The sequence below is a fragment of the Gemmatimonas sp. genome (genome assembly GCF_041689975.1).
Taxonomy (GTDB): domain Bacteria; phylum Gemmatimonadota; class Gemmatimonadetes; order Gemmatimonadales; family Gemmatimonadaceae; genus Gemmatimonas.
In genome coordinates this window covers 1-19349 of sequence record NZ_JBDNFF010000138.1, presented here as the reverse complement: position 1 = coordinate 19349, position 19349 = coordinate 1, and the positions used below count along the sequence as shown (strand labels likewise).

Below are 19349 nucleotides of genomic sequence, written 5' to 3'. Positions count from 1 at the left end.
TGATGTTCTAGCGATGCTCCCGGGGGACCATGTCGTAGTGGTCGGGTCGAAGAGTACGGATTTCGGCGCAGCCTTGCTGGATGGGCGAGTGCACGTTGTCTACGACCATGACGGAGACAAGCCCTACGACATCATGCTGAGGATGCAACGGGCTAACGCCCTTGACGTCGTTGCAGTATTGGCGCTGGTTGATCCTGCGTGGGGCAAGTGATGTCAGACCGTTCGGACTGCGTGCTGTCCAAGCACGCCGAACGTCGATGTCGCGAGATGAGCTCGGCATCGCCGAGGTCGAAGCCTCGCTGAGGAATCCCGAGATGACGTATTCTTCACCTCGCAGATATGGGCCGGGCAGACAACTCAGCGTTGCCGGACGACTTGCGGTAGTTCACAGCGGTTCGGTTGTGATCACTGTTCTTTGGCATCGGTTGGACGGATGTATCGCAGCACATCCCGCCATGTTGAGGTGTGAACGAGACGGCCAGTCTCAATCGAGTTCGACGGTCGTCTGGTCGCGTCGTGCGGTGTGAGGACTGTTCTGCAGCCGCCCTTGGTCGACGAAGCCCTTGATATTCCTCGTGCCGGCCGCGCTCATCGCAGTGCTGGTCCTGGGAACTCGGGAGTGATCGTTGCTGGCTCGACTTGTTGTCGTATCCAGTCGAGGCCGTTGGGGTCTTGGTGGTGGGTTCCCCACTCGGGTAGCGCTGTGGTGACGCCGGATTCGGTGGTGAAGGTGCCGAGGCCTTCGATGACGCTCTCGTCTCGGTTGGTTGCGTAGAGCGCGCCGGACCCGCGGTTCCAGCTCACTCGCCACTCGTCGCCCGAACTGGCGGTGCGCCATCGCATGCCGTAGTCGACGTCGGGGCTGTGGCGACGTTCGTCGAGGTCGCGCCACCGGTCGACTGCTGTGCGGTTCGGTTCGGGTCGGGTAATCGCCGCGGTGGTTCTGGTGATGTGGGCGTGGCCGCCGGTGAGGAGGCCGGCGTCGACGGATCGTGCGACCGACGGGTGGACGTCGATGGTGGCGACGATCGGAGCCGACAGACACTGCTCGACGGATGACGTGTTGAGCGAGCGTGAGGGTTCGTTGACGAGTACGACGCCGTCGGGTTTCAGACCAGACCGAACTCCCTTCATGAGTGCGAGGTAGCAGGGTCGGGTGACGATCAGGTTCCGATCGGCGATCTCCAAGAGCGCTTCAGCGGGCGGTCCGGTTCCGGCGTCGACGAGCACGATTGCGGAGGTATCGCGCATCCATCGATGCAGGATGGCGACGCGTTCGCCACTGACCTGGTCGAGGTCGATCGGTGTTCGGGTGGGCAGCAGCCGGGTGGTCGGGTCGATGTCGACAACGAGGTCGTCGATCGGGTGGGCGGGTTCGCCCAGGAGCCAGTCGGAGAGGCCGACGGTGGGCCAGGGTGTGGCGAGGACGTCGGTCATGTCGCCTCGGAGATCGACGATCACGACGACGCGTATCTCGTGGAGTGCGGCGGCTGCGGTGGTGACGGTGGTGCCGGAGCCGCCTTTGGCAGCCCAGAGCACGGTGATGTGGTTGTCGTTGCTCATCGTCAGGCGGCGTGGTCGACGAGGTAGGCGAGTCGGTGCGCGGTGCGGTGCACAGCGACACGTGTGCCGGCGGGTGGTGCGCCTCTCGGGTCGCTGATGCGGTGGGCGACGAGTTGTTCCCATCGCGATCGCGGGATCTGTCCGCTGTTGACGACGTGGACGATGCGACGTAGTTCGATGATCGCGATCGCTCCGTCTTCGACCGCGCTGGCGGGTGTGGTGCCGGCTCGGAGGTCGAACTCGTAGGTGGTGGGGTCGTGTGGTGGGACGGTGCCGCCGAGGGGCATGCCGCGTTGGTGTCGGACGAGCCAGCGTCGCGCTGAGGGGTCGAACGTGCGTCGACTGCGACCGATCTGTTGGCCCAGGAACGCGAAGTACACGATGGGTTGTCCGTCGCTGTCGGTCGGTTCTTCTGTTGGGTCGATGGTGGCGAGTACGTGGGCGACGGCGACCCAGTCGTTGTCGATCGTTTCGTTGCGGATCGGTCCGGGTCGGCGGATGGTGGCGGCGGCCAGGACCATCGGGCGGAGCGCTGCCATGAGGATGGTCGTGGCGTCGTCGTCGCTGTTTTGGTGGAGTGTGATGAGTGCGGCGACGACGGGGTTCTGGTCGGTGGTTGGCCGGTGGCAGATGTCGACGATGTCGCTGGGGGTGTGCCCGGTGAGTGCGGTGTTGGTGGCCCAGCGGGTCATGATCTGGGTTCGTCGTCGGGGGCTGTTGCAGCGTTGGAGTCGTTGCTCGAGTTGGGTGGTGATGGTGGTGTGCACGGTTCGACCTCTCGGGTAGGTGGTGTTGGTCGAGGTCCACCGTCTGCTTCCCGGCTCCCGAGAACGTTCCCACCCACATTCAGGAGCCCCAGCGGCATCCACCACGGTTGAGCTGGGGTGATGCCGAATTCGGGGGTGTTCTCGGGAGAGCCGGGAGAGAAATTTCTTTCCGGTCTCGGATTCGGGAATGTTCTCGGGAACCGGGTGCTCGCAGATGGCATCCATGAGCACCACAGCAGCCCCGTCCACGTCGATGTCGCCGATCGAGCACATCCTGATCGCCGTCGCAATCGTCGCCGCCTCGCTGTGCATGGTCGTGTGGGGCGGCGCGACCGTGTCGTCGATCGCTTCCGGGCTCGGACCACCCGCAGTCGGTCTCAGCGACGCGTTGCGGGCCATCCCGGGCCTCGCCGACCGCCCCGGGGTTCCGGCTGATAGCTGGCCGGTTGAGAGCCGCTCGCAGATCGCTGGCGCCCCGGTCTATTGGACGGCCACCGCATGCGTGTTTGCTGTCGTGGTCGTCGGTGTGGTGGGGGTGCGTCGGTTGTGGCGACGACTCACCCCGGGTCGTCGTCGACTGGGGGTGGATGCGCACGCCCGGTTCGCGACTCGCCGCGAGCTGCGACCGTTGTTGATCAAGCGGCCGGTGCCAGGCCGGTTCGTGTTCGGGCTGTGGAACGGGCGGATGCTGGCCACCGAGAACCGTCGGTGGGCCCCGAACCGTCGCAACGGGATCGCGAAGCTCTGGGCCCGAGCGACCGGCGAACTACGCAGCGGCCAGCAGGGCGACATCACCTCACTCGCGATCTGCGGGCCGACCCGGTGCGGCAAGACCAGCCAGTGCGCCGAGCCGGGACTGTTGGACTGGGCCGGCCCCGCAATCGTGTTGTCGGTCAAGCGTGACCTGATGGACACCACCATCGCCCGCCGTCGCGAACTCGGTGAGATCCGGGTGTTCGACCCGGGCGGCTTCCTCGCCGCCGGTCGCAGCCACGTCACGATCGCCGACGCGGAGATCGGACGGTGGTCGCCGCTGCGGATGGCGCATACCGCGTCAGGTGCGAAGAAGGCCGGCGAAGCGTTGTCGGCGTGGACACCCCAAGCCGGCGTCGAGGGTGGCATGGACTTCTGGTCGACGCAGGGCAAGTTGCTGTTCTCCGGGCTCCTCGGCGCAGCGGCGTTGTCGGCTCGACCGTCGATGCACGAGGTCGCCAAGTGGGTGTTCGACATGGCAATGCCCGACCAAGCGAACCCGAAGAAGCGCTGCCCGCCCAGTGAGATTCTCGACGACGCGTTCGAGAACCCCGAGACGGCCGCCGCTGCGCAGGAAGCGGTCAGGCACCTGCACGCGATCTGGAACAAACCGGACCCCAGGATCGTCGCGTCCGTCTACGCGACCGCGCAGACGGTGTGTGATCCGTGGCTCGACCCGAACGTCGTCGCAGCGACCGATCTCGACGGTAACGGCGAGTGGATCGACCTCGACTGGTTGATGGACACCGGCGTCGACGGCGACCGAGCCAACACCCTGTTTCTGCTGGTGTCGCTCAACGACTACAAACGCCTGGCACCCGTCCTCGCCGGGCTGCTGTCGGATCTCAAGTCGCAGGCGTACGAGTGGGAGATGCGCGGCGACCGACTCCCGGCGCCGCTGTTGATGTTGATCGACGAAGCCGGCAACATGCCCCTCGACTGGCTCCCCGAAGTGTCCTCGACGTGTGCCGGCATCGGCATTCAGTTGGTGACGATCTGGCAGTCCTACGCCCAGATCCACGAGGCCTACGGCAAACGCCCCGACACGCTCCTCACGAACCACGCCACCAAGCTGTTCTTCCCCGGGTCGTTGGATGATTCGACGCTCGGGTACGTGTCGAAGATCGTCGGCGACGAACTGATCGAGCGACGCTCGTGGTCCAACGACGTCGACGGGGGCCGTCGCTCGATCTCGGGCCAGTCGAACAACGAAGCTCTCGTCCCGTACTTCTTGTCGCGGCTTCCGAAGTACGGGTCGGCGTTGATGATCCACTCCAACACCCCGCCCGCTCACGTGCAGGGCCGACCGTGGTGGAAGATCAAACGCCTCGCCGCGATGGTCCCCGACCCGCCTTCGCACGCCGGGTCCGAGCAACCTCTCGGGAGCGGACCGTGGCGGCCGAAACCGGAGCGCTTGTATCACCGGCCGGTTGTTCCTGTGCCGATCGTGCCGGTCGTGCCGAACGGCGACGACGGCCAGCTCTCGCTGCTCGCTGCGGAAGGTGAGGTGGCGTGATGGCTCGCACCCGAGTCGACCACGCCCGATTGGTCGACGACCTCCACGCACAACTCACCGAACGGTTCGAGCAGATGACCACCAGTCGCGAGTGGTTCGACTACCTCGCCACCGCCCGCCGCTTCCACCGCTACTCACCGCAGAACCAACTCCTCCTCGCCCTGCAAGGCGCCGCCGGCTATGTCGCCGGCTACCGCAACTGGCAACGCGTCCCCGCCCAAGGCGGCGGCAGCTGCCAAGTCGCCAAGGGTGTGGTCGGGTTGAGCATCCTCGCCCCACTCAAAGCCAAGACCGTAGACGTCGACGAGACCACCGGTGAAGAGACCACCGTCCATCGACTCCGAGGTTTCCGGACCGTGAAGGTGTTCCACCAAGGCCAACTCGTCGCGCCGCCCGACATCGGCGACGCCGTCATGCCAGAGCTCCTCACCGGTGAGAATCGTTGGCAACACGTCTGGGCAGCCGTCGTCGAACGCCTCGAAACCGACGGCTACAACGTTGCTCTGCACACCCGGACACCCGTCGATGACTGGAACGGGATGACGACCTGGTCGACCAAGTCCGTCCTCGTCGCCGACGACCTCGAACCACCCCAGCGACTCAAGACGCTGCTGCACGAATGGGCCCACGTCGAACTCGCACACGACACCCGCACCGACGTCCCGAGAGCGATCAAAGAAGTCGAAGCCGAATCCGTCGCCTACCTCCTCTCCCAAACCGTCGGCCTCGACTCCGACGCCTACTCGATCCCGTACATCGCCAACTGGTCAGCCGGCAACATCGACACCGTCCAGTCCGCTGCCGAACAGATCCTCACCACGACCAAACGACTCGTCACCACCCTGGAAGTCGAACTCGGCATCGAACTCACACCCGACGCCCTCGACCACATGATCGACCAGCCCGACGTCGCCGAGATCCGACCAGGCATCGAAACGCCCTCGGTTACATCGCCGCCACCGATCGATCGAGGCGCAGCCGTCCAGGAGAGTCTGTCGCTGGTCGAACCGAGCCCGAGAGCTGACGATCGCGGAATGGCAGGCGACGACGCAGCATTCCTCAGGGCCGTGATGGTCGACCTCGAACCCCACCAGAAGACGCAACTCGCAACCATCGTCTACGACCCGAGCCGGGCCGCAGAAGCGGCAGCCATCATCGCCACCGCTGGTCGCACCGCAGCGCAAACGGCGCGAGTGCTCGACAGCGTTCGTTTCGACACCGAAACGATCCGAGACGCGCTCCTCGCACCGCAAAACGACCCGGAACGACCAACCCTGTTCCCAGAGGTCGAGGTCCGTGCCGCACTCCTCGCCGTTGCGTCCCCGGCCGAGGTGGACACGCTCATGCCGTCGACAGCGCAACGAGACGACATCGCCCGACAACTCCGCGACGACCGACTCGACGACCTCCGCCTGATCCAACGAGCGGTCCGACAGAACCACGAACCAGCCCGAATCGCAGCGCTCGCCTACGGCCTCGACCTCTCACCCGAGCAGACGATCAAGGTCTGCGCAACGATCGACGCGACACCGCAACGGACGATGGCAATCGCCATCGCACTGCGAGACGGCGACGGAGTCGCAGCATTCAACGACCTGCTCGAAGGATGGCCCGACATCCCAGGCGGATGGCAGCAACACGCTCACCCCTCGATGCGAGCAACCCGCACGCTTGTCGCCGTGCCCGACTACAACCCGACCCGCGAGATCCTCGACCAATGGGCCGGACGCACCACCGCTCAAGCCACCCCGAGCCCAGAACCAGCGATGCCATGATCGACCCGAACGAGGACGACCTACGCAGAGCACTCGACGACGTACTCGCGACGTGTTGGGCGGACGAGATCCCGATTCTCGACGCCCTCGCCGAAGCAGTCACGGACTGGACCGCGCAGGTCGAAGCCGAGTTCAACGAGTCGAAGGCCTTCGAGCCTGCACCCCAGTCGCAGGAACTCGCCGAGGCGCTCGCGGCGATGGGAGCAGCGGTCGAGAAGGCGAGAGGGACAATCCCGAGATGCACGTTCGCAGTAGGTCTTACGGAAGCGCTCCGAGACTGGGCGCCTGACGTGTGGTCGGATGCAATCAGGCCCTGACGTCAGCCAAGTGATGGCAACTGAGACGTAGGACAACTCGGCGGCGAGCCGTTGACGGTAGGAGGCAGGAACGTCAACGAGGTCCTGAACTCCACCCGCAGGCGGTGGGCTCGATACTGCTCGTCTTCGCCTTTCAAGATCGGGACCTCCAAGGTGAACCCAGCGAGGTCAGGCCACCAGACAATCGCTCAGAGTTCACGTCGTTGAAACAGTTAGATCTTGACGCCCGAGGCTCTCTCTGTAAGACTTCAAATTTCAAATTTGAATTTCAGGAGGTGCTCCGAATGGGCAAGGTAGTTGATGGAATTGCGAAGCCACTGGGTGGTTACTCCCATGTAAAGGAGGTGGGCGATCTCGTTTTCGTGTGCGGTCTCAGCGCGCGCCGCCCAGATGACTCGATTGCCGGGGTGAGATTTGTCGGGCCGAGGAACACGCTCGTGATGGACATCGCTGAACAGACTGTCGGATGCATTGAGAACGTTAAAGCAACACTGGAAGACGTGGGGCTGGACTTGAGCGACATCGTGAGCGTCACGACGTACCTCACTGACATGAATGACTTTGCTGCCTACAACGAGGCCTACGCACAGTACTTTTCGGACGCCGGACCGGTACGCACCACCGTTGGGGTTTCTCAACTTCCGCACCCGCACTTGCGGATCGAGATGACGGTCATCGCTCATCGCGAGGGAGAGTCGTGAAGGGAGCGCAGATCGGCATAGGTCTGTTGCGACAGGGGGAAGTGGAAGTCCATGACGCTGCCGAAGAATGAAGTAGAGCACTGGGCGGAGGTGTTGGCGGAAGCGGTCCGACACCGAACGGAGATGTCTGGCATATCGAAGTCACTTGATCTGTCGCCTGAAGACGCATACGCCATTCAGTCCGCAGGTATCGAACTTCGCACCATCGCCGGCGAGCGAATCGTTGGCGCCAAGGCAGGCCTCACCTCGCGCGCCAAACAACTTCAGATGGGCGTGGATGCTCCGATCTACGGGGTTCTAACAGAGGGGATGTTGCTCGCTCCGGGCGATCCAATTCCGATCGATCAACTCATTCATCCGCGGTGCGAACCGGAACTGGTCTTCCTGATCGGCCATGACCTTGCGGGAAACAATGTGACGGCCGACGATGTCTTGGACTGCACGGATTCTGTACGCGGCGGTATCGAGGTGATCGACTCGAGGTACGCGCGATTCGAGTTCACCTTTGCTGATGTCATCGCCGACAACACATCGGCGGCGAAGTATCTCGTCGGAAGCGAGGGGGTCTCACCCCGATCCGTTGATCTTCGTGAGATCCGATGTTCGTTCTCGTTGAACGGCGAGGTTGTCGGCACGGCGACGGGCGATGCCCTGCTTGGCGATCCAGCAGAATGCGTTGCTGCACTCGTGCGGCATCTTGCATTTGGTGGTTCTGGACTGTGCGCGGGCGACACGGTGCTGGCTGGGGGGCTGATGGATGCGATCGCAATTCAGCCTGGCGATGTCATCCGCGCCTCGTACTCTGCGGTTGAGGACGTCGAGGTGACGGCCCAGTGAAAGAAGTCCTTCATTGGATCGACGGAGCGTTCGAAGAGTCGCGATCCGCAGCTCGGTTCGAGTCCGTAAACCCGTACAGCAAGACCTCTTGGGCGTCGGTAGCACTCGGAGGTCGGGATGACGTCTTGAGTGCGACTCGGTCAGCAAGGGCGGCCTTTGATGACGGGCCGTGGCCGCGGATGGGAACCTCCGAGCGCGGCCGACTGCTCCATCGGCTTGCTGACGCGCTCGCTGAGAATGCAGAAGAGTTCGCTGAGGCGGACACCTACGACATGGGCAAACCAATTTCCCAATCGATGGGCGCAGACGTGCCCCGTTCGGTTGCGAACCTTCGATTTTTCGCCGACCTCGCAGCCTCTGCGGTTGCTGAACGATTCCCGATGGACTCTGGCCACCATGCGTATACCCGCTACGAGCCCGCCGGAGTAGTCGCTGCGATCGCTCCCTGGAACTTTCCCTTGATGCAAGCGACTTGGAAGGTGGCACCAGCTCTGGCCTGGGGAAATACGGTCGTGCTCAAGCCGGCGGAGACATCCCCGACGTCGGCCACAATGCTGGCCGCTTTAGCGACGGAGGTCGGTATTCCTGACGGCGTCCTCAACGTTGTCCAAGGCTTTGGGCCGGACTCGGCAGGCCAGTTCCTCACAGAGTCGCCACTGATTGACAGGATCACATTCACGGGCGAGACCTCAACTGGAAGATCGATTGCTGCTGCGGCGGCCGCCAATCTCACTCCCGTGAGCCTTGAACTCGGAGGGAAGGGAGCCACGATCGTATTTGACGACGCCGACCTCACGACCGCCGCAGAGTGGGCTGCGCGAGCCATCTTTAGCAACTCTGGGCAGATCTGCCTCTGCGGCAGTCGGATCTACGTTCAGGAGAGGTGCTACGAGTCTTTCGTGGAGCGCCTCGTCGAATTGGCCGAGGCGATTCTTCTTGGCGACCCCCGGGAACCGTCCACAGAGATGGGCCCCCTCGCCTCATTCGAGCACTATGAGAAGGTGGCAGGGTTCCTCGAGGATCTTCCCGCAGGCGCCTACGTTGCGACCGGCGGCCTTGTCGACGATGCCTGGGCGGTCAGACCCACGGTCATCCTTGGGGCCCCGCACGATGCTCGATTGTTTGTCGAGGAAATCTTTGGGCCCATCGCCCCGATCATTCCATTCCGCAACGAAGACGAAGCGGTTCAACTTGCTAACGATACGAAGTATGGACTCAGCGCGATGGTCTTCACCGATGACCTCAATCGCGCTCACAGAGTGAGCGCAAAGCTCAACTCGGGCAACGTATGGGTCAATTGTTTCTACGTTCGAGATCTCCGGTCTCCGTTCGGCGGCTTCAAAGACTCGGGAATCGGTAGAGAAGGCGGTCTCCACAGCCGGGAGTTCTTCACCGAGCCCAAGAGCGTCGTGATGGCGATCAAGGAGCAACCATGATCCTCAAAGACGCTCTTCGAATTCCATTCCGGTGCGCATGTGAGTCATTGCAAACGTCCGGTGCTCATCCATCAGAGCAATCACGCTCGCTACGTCGCGCTGCTCGCACGCCTCGATGATGTCCACGTGCTGATGCAGAGAGACCTCCTGATCGGCGTCCCCCTTGTACAGGTACAACACGCGGTAGTGGTCCGTGTGCTCCCAGAAGCGCTGGATCTCCTCCACCAGCCGCGACATGCCAGACGCAATGTAGGGGACAAAGTGCATTTCTCTGTGAGCAACGATCTGAGTCCACATGTCCTGAGCGCTCCGAGCTTGCTCCATTCGTTCCCGTTGACTGGTCATTTGCGCGATGTCGGCATCGGTCAGACGGGGAACCCCGAGACGGATTGCTTCAGCTTCCAAGACCGTCGTTATGTGCTGGAGTTCGGAGAAATCAGCGAACGAGAGCTTGGCGACTCGGAAACCTTTGCGGGGTGCCCAACTAACCACTCGCTCTGCTTGGAGTTGCTTGAGTGCCTCGCGAACAGGGGGTGGGCTAATTCCGAAGTCTCTGGCGATCGCGTCGACGTCGATCTTCTCGCCTGGAGCAAGAATACCCTCAAGAAGCATCTGTCGAACGTGGACCAAAATCGCCTCTTGAAGGGATTGCGGCGCAAGGGCGGCAGGTCGCTCGGCCATATTCTCACCTTAGGTTATGTCGGGCTGGATGGGTCGCTAGGCGCTTCCCGACCACCCGTCATCCTGGACGCACCACCCTCAACATATCTTCCGCGGATCGGTTCGGCCTGCGCTCGAGGTGTTCGGCTCGGCGCCACATTCGGGGGACGGAGGATGGTACGGGCGTCCCGCTGCAAGTCGAGCCGTTTCCTTGTCCCATCGAACTCCCCTATGCCAGGAGCTGAGCTGGGTTTAGCCTCCGCCAATGAACCCATGCCTCAGCGTCGACCTCGATTCGGCCGCGCCGAGAGGGCCGCGGCCATCTGCCATTGCAGTCCCAACAACAACCGTCCATCACAGAAAGCAGGTGAATCGTCTTGAGCGAGCAGAGGATCCAGGAGGCGGCTGACCGCCTCTGGAACGCAGGGGCGAGTGGTGAGCCGTGTGCGCCGGTGCGCGATCTGATCGACGCCGATGACATCGAGGGGGCGTATGCCGTTGCTCAGCGCAATGTTGCTCGTGTGTGTGCCGAGCGTGGTTGGCGCCTCAATGGGCACAAGATCGGTTTGACGTCGCTGGCCGTGCAGCGCCAGTTGGGTGTCGACCGCCCGGACTTCGGGGTGCTGTTCGCGGAGCTGGCACATGCGAGCGGCGAGGAGGTGCCGGTCACCGACCTGTTGCAGCCGAAGGTGGAGGCTGAGGTGGCGTTCGTGTTGCGTCACGATCTCGATCTGAAGGTGCACTCGATTGCCGATGTGATCAGTGCCGTCGATTATGTGTTGCCGGTGTTGGAGATCGTCGACTCGCGGGTGGCCGATTGGAAGATCACCTTCATCGACACCGTTGCCGACAATGCTTCGTCGGGTCGCTACGTGCTCGGCACGGTGCCGGTGCGTCTCGACGGGCTCGATCTGGCTGCGGTGGAGATGTCCATGGATGTCAACGGCGAGCAGGTGTCGACCGGCAATGGTGCGGCATGTCTCGGCAACCCGCTGATCGCGGCGCGTTGGTTGGCCGACACGATGTCGCAGGCGGGCACGCCGTTGCGCGCCGGCGGCGTGGTGCTCACCGGAGCACTCGGTCCGATGGCGGCAGTGGCGCCTGGCGACGAAGTGGCTGCCACGATCACGGGTCTGGGCACGGTCACTGCACGATTCGCCCGACGACCCGATCAGCTAGGAGTCATGCCGTGACGACGAAAACGAAGGTCGCTATCATCGGGTCGGGAAACATCGGCACCGACTTGATGATCAAGGTGTTGCGCACCTCGGACTCGTTGGAGATGGGGGCGATGGTCGGCATCGATGCCGACTCCGACGGCCTCGCCCGTGCTTCGCGCATGAAGGTTCCCATCACCCACGAGGGTGTCGAGGGGTTGCTGAAGATGGACGGCTTCGACGAGATCGACATCGTGTTCGATGCCACCTCGGCGGGAGCGCATCGTCACAACGCGTCGCTGCTGGAGCCGTCTGGTAAGCGGATGATCGACCTGACCCCGGCGGCGATGGGGCCGTTCGTGGTGCCGGCGGTGAACCTCGCTGATCACCTGCACGCCACCAACGTCAACATGGTCACCTGCGGCGGCCAGGCCACCATCCCGATCGTGGCCGCGGTCAAGAGCGTCACCGACGTGTACTACGCCGAGATCGTCGCCTCGATCGCGTCGAAGTCGGCCGGCCCGGGCACCCGGGCGAACATCGACGAGTTCACCGAGACCACGGCGAAGGGTCTCGAAGTGGTCGGCGGAGCCGAGCGGGGCAAGGCGATCATCGTCCTCAACCCGGCCGAGCCGCCGCTGATGATGCGTGACACGGTCTACTGTCTGGCCGCCACCGCCGATGAGGCGCTGGTGGTGCAAGCAATCCACGACATGGTCGACAAGGTGTCGAAGTACGTTCCCGGCTATCGGCTCAAACAGGCGGTGCAGGTTGAGGAGATCACGATCGACGAACCGCTGCGCATCCCCGATCTCGACCGCAAGTACGTTGGTTTGAAGGTGACCGTGCTGCTGGAGGTGGAGGGTGCAGCTCACTATCTGCCGAGCTATGCCGGCAACCTCGACATCATGACGTCGGCGGCGTTGCAGACCGCCGAGTCGCTCGTCGAGTACTCCACACGGACAGGAGCCTGACATGGGAGATCTCCTCCCCGACGCCAAGGTGCCCGCCGGGCGCCTGTACATCCAAGACGTCACGCTGCGCGACGGCATGCACGCCATCCGCCACAAGTACACCCTCATGCAGGTGCGCGAGATCGCGAAGGCGCTCGACGCGGCAGGCGTCGCATCGATCGAGGTCGCTCACGGCGACGGGCTCGCCGGTTCGTCGTTCAACTACGGCTTCGGCGCGTTCACCGACTGGGAATGGCTGGCCGAAGCCGCCGATGTGTTGAAGAACGCCAAGCTCGCCACGCTGCTGCTTCCCGGTATCGGGACCGCACCCGACCTGCGCCGCGCGCACGATCTCGGTGTGCGGTCGGTGCGTGTCGCCACGCACTGCACCGAGGCCGACATCTCCGCGCAGCACATCGCCCTGGCCCGTGAGCTCGACATGGATGTTGCTGGGTTCTTGATGATGAGCCACATGACCGACCCGGCGTCGCTCGCACAGCAAGCCAAGCTGATGGAGAGCTACGGCGCTCACTGCGTGTACGTGGTCGACTCCGGCGGTCGGCTCACGATGGACGGGGTTCGTGATCGTTTCATGGCGTACCGCGACGTGCTCGACCCTGCAACCGAGCTGGGTATCCACGCGCATCACAACCTGTCGCTCGGCGTCGCCAACTCGCTCATCGCCGTCGAGTGCGGTGCCGTACGCGTCGACGCCTCGCTCGCCGGGATGGGCGCCGGTGCCGGCAACGCCCCGCTGGAAGTGTTCGTCGCTGCGGCCGACCTGCTCGGCTGGGACCACGGCTGCGACCTGTTCGCTCTCGAAGACGCTGCAGAGGAACTGGTTCGCCCGGCACAGGACCGCCCGGTGCAGGTCGACCGTGAGACGCTCACGCTCGGCCACGCCGGCGTGTACTCGAGCTTCCTTCGCCACGCCGAAGCCGCATCGGAGCGGTATGACGTCGACGTCCGCCAGATCCTGGTCGAGGTCGGACGCCGCGGACTCGTCGGGGGACAGGAAGACATGATCATCGACGTCGCCCTCGACATCGTCAAAGGAGCCGACGCATGAGCATTCAACGTTCTACTCCTGGTTCGAATTCAGTTTTGGACGGTCCTCCTCTGAGCGAGGCAGTTCGTGGACCGGCCTCAACGAGAGCGATCGACAGTGAGACCGAACCTTGCGACGCGGAGACTGCTGACAACTGCAGAGACGCAGTTCTTACTCGGGCGTTTCGGATTATCGATGCGTTCAACCCTGGTGAACACTCGCTCTCGTTGACCGAGTTGGCAAAACGTGCTGGTCTGCCGAAGTCGACAGCCCACCGACTTATCAGCCAACTTGAGGAGTGGGGAGTACTTGAACGTCGCGGGGCTCGAATTCGGCTGGGTCTACAACTCTTCGAGTGGGGCAGTGCGGTACCTCGCCAATCGATTCTGAAGGAGAGGGGAAACACCTATGCGGAGTCGCTCTCTCGGGCGACTCGCACCGTTGTCCAAATCGGCATCGTTGACGCAGGCGAGGTGTTGTACATCAGCAAAGTCGGCGCTTCGTTCGAATCTCGCATTCCCACGTCCGTTGGTTCGCGAATGCCTGCTCACTGCACGGGGCTCGGGAAGGCCGTGCTTGCCTTCTCGTGCCCGGACGTCGTCGAGCAGGCTGTGGAACGTGGGCTGGCGCCGCGAACACGGCACTCGATCGTCTCGAAACGGGTGCTCGCGGACGAACTCGCTGCGGTGCGAGAGCGAGGAGCGGCGATTGACCGTGAGGAGGCAGTCCTCGGCATCACATGTGTGGCGGCGCCAGTTCTCGGTTCAGACGGCTTCGCGATTGGTGCGGTGTCGGCTGGGTGTGCGAGCCTCCAATTCAACCCGGGCTTCCTCCTCCCCTTGGTCCGTCAAGTTTCCCAACAGATCTCCGACGAACTGCGCGGCCGAGTCTGATGCCCAAGCGCAACCGTCCCGCTGGGTGGAACCGACCCAGGTTCGCGCCGCGCATCTTGAGAGTACGGTGACCAAGGTGTCGAATGTGTTCCGTCTGCCCGTTGGTGCTCGGCCATCGCCGCAACTCGGCGAGCAAAGGCCGCTCGAACCAACAAGCCCCAAGAGATCAGAAGGGGGAATCGTGGCCGGTTTCCTGGCTCCGCATCCTCCTCACCTGATCTACGGAGAGAACCCCATCCAAAACGAGCCTCGATCGGAGGGTGGTTGGGAGACGCTGCGGTGGGCGTACGAGGGTGTCCGCCGCCGTATCCGAGAGGTCTACCGCCCCGACGTAATCGTAGTTCACGCCCCCCATTGGATCACGATGGTCGGCCATCACGTCAACTGCGTGCCGCGTTCGACGGGAGTGTCGGTTGAGCCGATCTTCCCCCACCTGTTTCGCTACCACTACGATTTTCAGACTGACGTTGAACTCGCACATGCGATTGCGGATTCGGCCGAAGGTCTGGGGCTCACAGTCGGCAGGATGACGAACCCACGGCTGCGTGTCGATTACGCCACGATTGGATCGCTCCACCTCGTCAACGATTCGTGGGACATCCCAGTCGTTTCTCTGTCGGCCAACAACAACCCCTACTTCTACAGCGACGCCCCGCAGGACCAAATGGAACTCTTGGGTGAGGCAACTCGGACGGCGATCGAAGCAACTGGCCGTCGGGCTATTGTTATTGCCTCCAACTCGCTCTCCCACATGCATTGGGATCGCGAGCCGGACCCACCGGAAGACATGTCGGCCGAGCACATCTACAATCAGCATCAGTATCAGTGGGACATGCACCTGCTGGAAGCGTTGCGCTCTGGTCTCGGACCTGACGACCTTCGAAGCATCATCAGCGCTCATATAGAAGCAACCGCATCGGAAACGAAAGCCGGTTCGTTGACCTGGATGTTGTCCGCCCTCGGATGGCCGGTCATGCCCGCCGATGTTCTCGCCTACGGCACCGTTATTGGCACTGGTAACGGGATCGTCGAATGGGATATGGGAAAGAGCATGATTTCATGAGTCCAGGTCATGTAGCTCACGCCTTGCTTGTACCGGGAATGCCCCACCTGACTGCGGACGACCCTGCAGTTTCTTGGAAAGAACTTTCGAAAGCAGCGATCGAACTCGGACGAGAACTTGCCGATGATGTGGACACCTGGCTCGTCGTGTCGACGCAGTGGTTCACCGTGCTCGGGTTCCAGTTCCAAACCGCTGAGCATCCTCACGGTGTCCACGTCGACGAGAATTGGTACGCCTACGACTACGGCGAACTGGAATACGACCTACACACCGATCCAACACTTACCGAATGCTGGATCGATTCGACGGCCGCAGCCGGCTTCGACGTGCACCGCACCGACTACGAAGGCTTCCCGATCGACACCGGAACGATCGCGGCAATGATGCTCCTGAATCCGGGAGGCCGGAAGCCCGTTGCATCGGCGTCGATGAATCTTTACGCAGGCCCCGAACTGATGACCACTCTTGGAGAGTGTGCCTCGCTGGCGGCAGTGAACTCCGGCAAGCGAATCGGGGTCGTTGCGGTCTCAGGACTCTCGACCGGCGTGCACCAACAGTGGCTTCGGCCACAGGACGAGCGCATCTTCAGCGAGCAACACGACACCTGGAACAGGCGAATCCTTGAACTCCTGGGTACCGGGCGTGTCAACGAAGTCTTGGAGCTTCGCGAGCAGTTCTCGCAGGCTGCCGCTGCCGACAGTCAGTTTCGTGCCATCAATTTCTTGGCGGGCACTGGCTTGCTCACGGCGCCCGGCGACGTGAGAGCATACGGTTCGGTGTGGGGCACCGGCGCTGCGGTGGTGCACTGGACGAAGTCTTGATGCAGTAGTGAACCTGATCGCCGCGAATAACAAACACACAACTGAGGAGCGAGACATCAGATGACGAACCAACCAAACGGTTCTGCCGCAGGATTCCTGGAAGCCGATGGCTTCTTGCCGATCTTCGATGCGGTCGACGCCATGGTGAAAGCTACCAATATCCATATCAGTGGCGTAACCCGACTGGGAGGGGGCCTAGTCGCAGTAGCGATCCTCGGACAACTCGCAGATGTCGAGGAAGCCATTGAGATCGGGGTGCAATGCGCGACTGCGGCCGGAGGCGAGAAAGTGCGTTCGGTGATCTTCGCAGCCCCTAGCCACGCCGTGTCAGTCCTTGCCCAAGACCCCATGGTCTTGGACGGAATGTGAAAGGAGCAACCAAATGACTGCCACGAAAGCAGTAGGCATCATCGAAGCCAGGGGCCTCGTAGCGCTCACCGCCGGCATTGAAGCGATGTGCAAGACGGCGGACGTGCAATGCGTCGCCATCCAGAAGGTAGGGATGGGCTACTTGGCTGCAGCGCTCGAAGGCTCCGTTGCCGCGGTGCGCCAGGCGCTCGAGATAGGCGAACTCGCCGTGCGCGAACACGGTGAGCTGAAGGCCGCAAGGATGTACCCCAAGCCCGACGATGCATCGCTGAATGTGCTGGACAACGGATCTCGCAAGGTCTTCACTGGCAGCGCACCGGCGCTGGAACACGGGTCTGCATGATCCTTGCAACCGTCGTGGCAAGGGTATGGGCCGACCGCAAGGTCGATCAGTTCCACGGCACCCGAATGATGGCATGTAGAGCCCATGGCGACGATTCACTCACGGTTGCGATCGACCTCGTGGAGGCGGCGCTTGGCGCCCGTGTCTTGATCGTCACCGACCAAGCCGCTACCGACCTAGCTGGTTGTCCGACAGACGCCGCAATTGTCGCACTGGTCGCGGACACCGACCCACTCGACTAGAGAACGGTTCCACACAGTGGAACCCGGACTTGCCCCTCGCTTTCCACACGAACGACCATACACAGAGCGGGATATCCGTCCGGCGGCTCATCCAAGGGGTGCTCAAGGCTCTCCTGGGTTCACACTTCAATAAGGGGAGAACAATGAAAAAGAACTTCTATCGATTCGTTGCGGTTGCGGCGTTACTTGGTGTGGCTGCATGTGGATCCGACTCGGATGACTCCGCCTCGACAGAAACAACCGCGAGCGAGACCAACTCGACTGGGCCAGCGTCGGATGAGGCTCCGACGACAACTGAGGAACCGCCCGCGACAACACCAGCGGAACCCATCCGTGTGGGGATCACACAGTTCGCAACGATCCCACCACTGGATGGCCTTCGCGAGGCTTTCATCGAGCGCATGAACGAGGAATATGGTGAAGACGGCTGGGAGTTCGATTATCTCCCAGCCGAAGGAGTGGTGGGCAATACCGCTCCGATTGCCCAACAGTTGAGCTCAGGCGACTACGACATTTTCCTCGGCATCGCAACTGCATCGACTCAAGCGCTCGCTAACGAAGTCGACGATCGGCCGATCATCTTCGGAGCAGTGGCGGATCCGGTGGGGGCGGGCATCCGTGACGATGACTCTGGAGACGACGGAAACGTCACGGGTGTTTCATCACTCGGCCCGATCGCCGACCAGATGAAGCTCATCATCGATTCGAGCCCCGACATTCGAACATTCGGCTTCATCTACAACGACGCCGAGCAGAACGCTATCTTCCAGGCTGATGTCGCCGAAGCGGCGCTCGCCGAGCTTGGCGACTTTGAAGTCGTTCGTACGACGGCGGCCAGTACCGCCGAAGTCGCAGCTGCAGCGCAACAACTGGCCAGCCAGGTTGATGTCATCTGGTTCCCTGCCTCTTCAACCGCACTCGAGGGGCTGCCAGCACTGGTCCAAGTCTCGGAGTCGACCGGCGTTCCGTTGTTCTGCGCCGACACGACCGCAGTGAAGCCAGCAAACCCTGAGGATGGCGCACCAGGCTGTCTCGGAACCGTCGGGTTTTCCTTCCCTCGCTCCGGAACGATCGCGGCTGAGCTGGCGATCCAAGTTCTCAATGGCGCGGCCCCTGGGTCCATTCCCACAGTGTATGTTCCGGCTGATGCCACGGTGCTGAACTTGTGTGCGGCCAAAGCGCAAGGCTTTGTCTTCCCGCAATCAGTAATCAACGCTGCAACCGAAGTCATCGACTGCCAGTGACCCGCTGGGTGCAGGTTCACTGCCAGCCTCTTTCCGAAGCGTTCTGAGTTCACATGCTGGGCGCAATGACCGCTTTCCTGCAAGGCGGCTGGGAACCGATCATTCGCAACACCTTCACCGAAGGATTCCTGTACATCGGACTGGCCCTCGGTGTGTATCTGGCTTTGCGAGTAGTCGGCTTCCCCGACCTGACTGTTGAAGGATCCTTTGCATGGGGTGGCGCTGTCGCAGCTGTAACGATTTCTCAATGGGGTTGGCACCCAGTAGCGGGAACACTGGCAGCGTTCGTTGCCGGTTTCATTCCGGGCATCATGACCGCCTTGCTCAATCGGGCCTTCTACATTGCCGACTTGGTTGCAGGAATCATCACTGCAACGTTCTTTTTCACTGTCACACGAAGATTTACGGGCACAGCTACCCAGCCGATAGGTGATTCTACGATCTTCGACAGCCTGAGCTTCTTGTCCGTCGGGGACGACAGGACCGTGAGATTCGTCCTGATCCTGGCCGTCGTCGGCGGCGGTGCGGCGCTGTTCGTGTGGTGGATCCTGAACACCCAGTTCGGGCTCGGAATGCGAGCGACAGGGAGCTCGGAGCCGATGGCAACCAGCGTCGGTGTGTCGGCCACGTTGATGGTCGTCGCTGCCCTAGCGCTCGGCAATGGACTGGTAGCACTATCTGGTGCTCTCGTAACTCAACGTCAGGGCTTCTCCGATGTCAACATGGGGCTGGGCGTCATTGTTGCTGGACTAGGCACAGTCGTTCTCGGCGAGGCTCTGTTCGGAAACAAGTCGGTGGTTCGCGGCGTCATCGCTTGTGTTGTTGGTTCGCTGGCCTACCGGTTCATTGTCTCGTTCGCCCTTGGTGCGGGCCTTCAACCGAGCGACATTC

The 19349-nt window shown here is 62.4% G+C and carries 21 protein-coding genes; 18 read left to right on the top strand and 3 right to left on the bottom strand.

What is annotated here, in order from left to right:
• The coding region (locus ACESNG_RS09325; protein WP_373068712.1) for a hypothetical protein at window positions 1–211 on the top strand (211 nt) is incomplete at its 5' end.
• 377 nt (window positions 212–588) lie between these two features.
• Here ACESNG_RS09325 and ACESNG_RS09320 read toward each other — a convergent pair.
• Together ACESNG_RS09320 and ACESNG_RS09315 are read right to left on the bottom strand one after the other, a co-directional pair.
• Complete coding sequence (locus ACESNG_RS09320) at window positions 589–1437, bottom strand: hypothetical protein (RefSeq protein WP_373068710.1); 849 nt, start codon at window positions 1435–1437, stop codon at window positions 589–591.
• A 128-nt stretch (window positions 1438–1565) separates the two neighbouring features.
• On the bottom strand, window positions 1566–2255 hold the full coding sequence (locus ACESNG_RS09315; RefSeq protein WP_373068708.1) for a hypothetical protein: 690 nt from the start codon (window positions 2253–2255) through the stop codon (window positions 1566–1568).
• A gap of 298 nt (window positions 2256–2553) precedes the next feature.
• On the opposite strand from ACESNG_RS09315, the gene ACESNG_RS09310 reads away from it, so the two are divergent.
• From ACESNG_RS09310 to ACESNG_RS09285, 6 genes are all read left to right on the top strand, one after another.
• Window positions 2554–4599, top strand: a complete 2046-nt coding sequence (locus ACESNG_RS09310; RefSeq protein WP_373068706.1) for a type IV secretory system conjugative DNA transfer family protein — start codon at window positions 2554–2556, stop codon at window positions 4597–4599.
• Window positions 4599–6374, top strand: a complete 1776-nt coding sequence (locus ACESNG_RS09305) for an ArdC family protein (RefSeq protein WP_373068704.1) — start codon at window positions 4599–4601, stop codon at window positions 6372–6374. Before ACESNG_RS09310 ends, ACESNG_RS09305 begins: the two co-directional genes overlap by 1 nt.
• Window positions 6371–6691, top strand: coding sequence for a hypothetical protein (locus tag ACESNG_RS09300; protein ID WP_373068702.1), 321 nt, complete (start codon window positions 6371–6373; stop codon window positions 6689–6691). The genes ACESNG_RS09305 and ACESNG_RS09300 overlap by 4 nt, the downstream gene beginning before the upstream one ends.
• Window positions 6692–6795: 104 nt before the next feature.
• Entirely contained in the window at window positions 6796–7392 is a 597-nt protein-coding gene (locus ACESNG_RS09295; protein ID WP_373068700.1) for a RidA family protein, read from the top strand.
• A gap of 51 nt (window positions 7393–7443) precedes the next feature.
• Window positions 7444–8229 (top strand): 2-keto-4-pentenoate hydratase, encoded by a 786-nt coding sequence (locus ACESNG_RS09290; RefSeq protein WP_373068698.1) that lies wholly within the window; start codon window positions 7444–7446, stop codon window positions 8227–8229.
• Window positions 8226–9665: an aldehyde dehydrogenase gene (locus tag ACESNG_RS09285; RefSeq protein ID WP_373068696.1), complete on the top strand. Its 1440-nt coding sequence runs from the start codon at window positions 8226–8228 to the stop codon at window positions 9663–9665. Before ACESNG_RS09290 ends, ACESNG_RS09285 begins: the two co-directional genes overlap by 4 nt.
• 3 nt (window positions 9666–9668) lie before the next feature.
• On the opposite strand, the gene ACESNG_RS09280 is transcribed toward ACESNG_RS09285, so the two are convergent.
• Window positions 9669–10346, bottom strand: coding sequence for a GntR family transcriptional regulator (locus ACESNG_RS09280; protein ID WP_373068694.1), 678 nt, complete (start codon window positions 10344–10346; stop codon window positions 9669–9671).
• Window positions 10347–10702: 356 nt separating this feature from the next.
• Here ACESNG_RS09280 and ACESNG_RS09275 point away from each other — a divergent pair, with 356 nt between their 5' ends.
• The 11 genes from ACESNG_RS09275 to ACESNG_RS09225 form a co-directional block, all read left to right on the top strand.
• Window positions 10703–11518, top strand: a complete 816-nt coding sequence (locus ACESNG_RS09275) for a 2-keto-4-pentenoate hydratase (RefSeq protein WP_373068692.1) — start codon at window positions 10703–10705, stop codon at window positions 11516–11518.
• 53 nt (window positions 11519–11571) lie between these two features.
• A complete protein-coding gene (locus ACESNG_RS09270; RefSeq protein WP_373068714.1) occupies window positions 11572–12456 on the top strand; it encodes an acetaldehyde dehydrogenase (acetylating) in 885 nt (294 codons plus the stop codon).
• 1 nt (window position 12457) lies between these two features.
• Window positions 12458–13504 (top strand): 4-hydroxy-2-oxovalerate aldolase, encoded by a 1047-nt coding sequence (gene dmpG / locus ACESNG_RS09265; RefSeq protein WP_373068690.1) that lies wholly within the window; start codon window positions 12458–12460, stop codon window positions 13502–13504.
• Window positions 13501–14376, top strand: a complete 876-nt coding sequence (locus ACESNG_RS09260) for an IclR family transcriptional regulator (RefSeq protein WP_373068688.1) — start codon at window positions 13501–13503, stop codon at window positions 14374–14376. The genes dmpG and ACESNG_RS09260 overlap by 4 nt, the downstream gene beginning before the upstream one ends.
• Window positions 14267–15439 (top strand): tRNA U-34 5-methylaminomethyl-2-thiouridine biosynthesis protein, encoded by a 1173-nt coding sequence (locus ACESNG_RS09255; protein ID WP_373068686.1) that lies wholly within the window; start codon window positions 14267–14269, stop codon window positions 15437–15439. Before ACESNG_RS09260 ends, ACESNG_RS09255 begins: the two co-directional genes overlap by 110 nt.
• Window positions 15409–16260: a 2-amino-5-chlorophenol 1,6-dioxygenase subunit alpha gene (locus ACESNG_RS09250; protein WP_373068684.1), complete on the top strand. Its 852-nt coding sequence runs from the start codon at window positions 15409–15411 to the stop codon at window positions 16258–16260. The genes ACESNG_RS09255 and ACESNG_RS09250 overlap by 31 nt, the downstream gene beginning before the upstream one ends.
• Before the next feature lie 60 nt (window positions 16261–16320).
• Entirely contained in the window at window positions 16321–16629 is a 309-nt protein-coding gene (locus ACESNG_RS09245) for a BMC domain-containing protein (RefSeq protein WP_373068682.1), read from the top strand.
• A gap of 13 nt (window positions 16630–16642) precedes the next feature.
• Window positions 16643–16972, top strand: coding sequence for a BMC domain-containing protein (locus tag ACESNG_RS09240; protein WP_373068680.1), 330 nt, complete (start codon window positions 16643–16645; stop codon window positions 16970–16972).
• A complete protein-coding gene (locus ACESNG_RS09235; protein WP_373068678.1) occupies window positions 16969–17214 on the top strand; it encodes a EutN/CcmL family microcompartment protein in 246 nt (81 codons plus the stop codon). The genes ACESNG_RS09240 and ACESNG_RS09235 overlap by 4 nt, the downstream gene beginning before the upstream one ends.
• A gap of 143 nt (window positions 17215–17357) precedes the next feature.
• A complete protein-coding gene (locus ACESNG_RS09230) occupies window positions 17358–18458 on the top strand; it encodes an ABC transporter substrate-binding protein (RefSeq protein ID WP_373068676.1) in 1101 nt (366 codons plus the stop codon).
• A gap of 65 nt (window positions 18459–18523) precedes the next feature.
• Window positions 18524–19349, top strand: an 826-nt coding sequence (locus ACESNG_RS09225; RefSeq protein ID WP_373068674.1) for an ABC transporter permease, incomplete at its 3' end; no start/stop codon positions are given.

Bases quoted from the DNA above. Each gene is read 5' to 3' on its own strand.
- ACESNG_RS09320 (WP_373068710.1), bottom strand. From the start codon at position 1,437: ATGACCGACGTCCTCGCCACACCCTGGCCCACCGTCGGCCTCTCCGAC.
- ACESNG_RS09315 (WP_373068708.1), bottom strand. From the start codon at position 2,255: ATGACCCGCTGGGCCACCAACACCGCACTCACCGGGCACACCCCCAGC.
- ACESNG_RS09310 (WP_373068706.1), top strand. From the start codon at position 2,554: ATGAGCACCACAGCAGCCCCGTCCACGTCGATGTCGCCGATCGAGCAC.
- ACESNG_RS09305 (WP_373068704.1), top strand. From the start codon at position 4,599: ATGGCTCGCACCCGAGTCGACCACGCCCGATTGGTCGACGACCTCCAC.
- ACESNG_RS09300 (WP_373068702.1), top strand. From the start codon at position 6,371: ATGATCGACCCGAACGAGGACGACCTACGCAGAGCACTCGACGACGTA.
- ACESNG_RS09290 (WP_373068698.1), top strand. From the start codon at position 7,444: ATGACGCTGCCGAAGAATGAAGTAGAGCACTGGGCGGAGGTGTTGGCG.
- ACESNG_RS09280 (WP_373068694.1), bottom strand. From the start codon at position 10,346: ATGGCCGAGCGACCTGCCGCCCTTGCGCCGCAATCCCTTCAAGAGGCG.
- ACESNG_RS09270 (WP_373068714.1), top strand. From the start codon at position 11,572: ATGATCAAGGTGTTGCGCACCTCGGACTCGTTGGAGATGGGGGCGATG.
- dmpG (WP_373068690.1), top strand. From the start codon at position 12,458: ATGGGAGATCTCCTCCCCGACGCCAAGGTGCCCGCCGGGCGCCTGTAC.
- ACESNG_RS09260 (WP_373068688.1), top strand. From the start codon at position 13,501: ATGAGCATTCAACGTTCTACTCCTGGTTCGAATTCAGTTTTGGACGGT.
- ACESNG_RS09250 (WP_373068684.1), top strand. From the start codon at position 15,409: ATGGGATATGGGAAAGAGCATGATTTCATGAGTCCAGGTCATGTAGCT.
- ACESNG_RS09245 (WP_373068682.1), top strand. From the start codon at position 16,321: ATGACGAACCAACCAAACGGTTCTGCCGCAGGATTCCTGGAAGCCGAT.
- ACESNG_RS09240 (WP_373068680.1), top strand. From the start codon at position 16,643: ATGACTGCCACGAAAGCAGTAGGCATCATCGAAGCCAGGGGCCTCGTA.
- ACESNG_RS09235 (WP_373068678.1), top strand. From the start codon at position 16,969: ATGATCCTTGCAACCGTCGTGGCAAGGGTATGGGCCGACCGCAAGGTC.
- ACESNG_RS09230 (WP_373068676.1), top strand. From the start codon at position 17,358: ATGAAAAAGAACTTCTATCGATTCGTTGCGGTTGCGGCGTTACTTGGT.